Below are 1,055 nucleotides of genomic sequence, written 5' to 3'. Positions count from 1 at the left end.
CCCCCCTAAAAACTATAAACATAACTCACGTTGAACACCACAAGGCGTTTGAAAAAGAGGGAAGTGTTTAGCCCTTTGCCATGCGTTTCATAAAAGGAATTGACCGCTAAAGGGATCTTTAAGCCCATTTCAAAGCCATTATGCCTATTGACATTCACACGAACCCCAAAATTCAAAGGGATTTGGAAAAAACTCGTGTGCATTTTAGCCTGATAACCAGTCAAATAATTGTTGATAAAATCCCTTTGACTCACCCACATGCCTAAACCACTCCCTACCCACGAACTCCCCGCTAAAGCAAAGCCAACATAAAAACCCACGCTCGAATGTTTTTGTGCATTATCAATGAAATTATAAAGATAGTCTATGCCAAGCCCATAGAGGTGGTTATTCATTTTGCCTAAACCATCAAAGCCATTGCCCACAAAACCAAAATTAGTGTAACCATAGTCATAGAACAAGTAATAGCGAAACCCTTGATTTTTTTTCTTAGTGAAGAAATGCTTATACCCTACGCTCAAACTCACCCCATACATGCTTGAAATGTTTTTAGAATAAGAGCTAGGATCAAGCGCATTTAAGGAATTTGAAATTTGAGCGATTTGAGAAGATAAAGAAGAAAGCATGCGGTTTTGAGATTGATTGAATTGCAATTCTAAATTTCTTAAATTTTCTGCTAATTCTAAAGGGTTAGTAATGGGTTCTTGCATTTTTTCTAACGCTTGGGCTAGTTTGGGTTAGATGCAATTCCACCGCTAAGCATAACTATTTTTTCAATGTTTTGAAGGGTGGATTGGAGGTAGTATTGTTCGGCTTGCTTTTCAGTGGGGGTTAATTTGGAGTTGTTTTTTAAGGCGTTGTTGATGTAGTTAAAGGTGTTTTGCATGTTTGTGATTTCATTTTTGACTTGATTGAGTTTATAGATTTGGTTTTGAGCGTTAGAAATCGTTTGGATGCGTTCTTGATTTAAAAAGGGGTTATTATGCTCAACAGCATGACTAATGGAATATTCAAACCCCACGCTCGCATACGCCCCATTTTCTTCAGCGATACAA

The 1,055-nt window shown here is 37.7% G+C and carries 1 pseudogene; it reads right to left on the bottom strand.

Annotated elements, in window-relative coordinates:
• Positions 1-5: 5 nt before the first annotated feature.
• A pseudogene (gene hopJ, locus IC572_RS07660) lies at positions 6-1,055 on the bottom strand (Hop family outer membrane protein HopJ/HopK); the annotation flags it as partial.

The sequence above is a fragment of the Helicobacter pylori genome (genome assembly GCF_014496485.1).
Classification (GTDB): domain Bacteria; phylum Campylobacterota; class Campylobacteria; order Campylobacterales; family Helicobacteraceae; genus Helicobacter; species Helicobacter pylori_DD.
The sequence above is the reverse complement of the archived record's forward strand: the minus strand, read 5'-3'. Positions and strand labels throughout refer to the sequence as shown.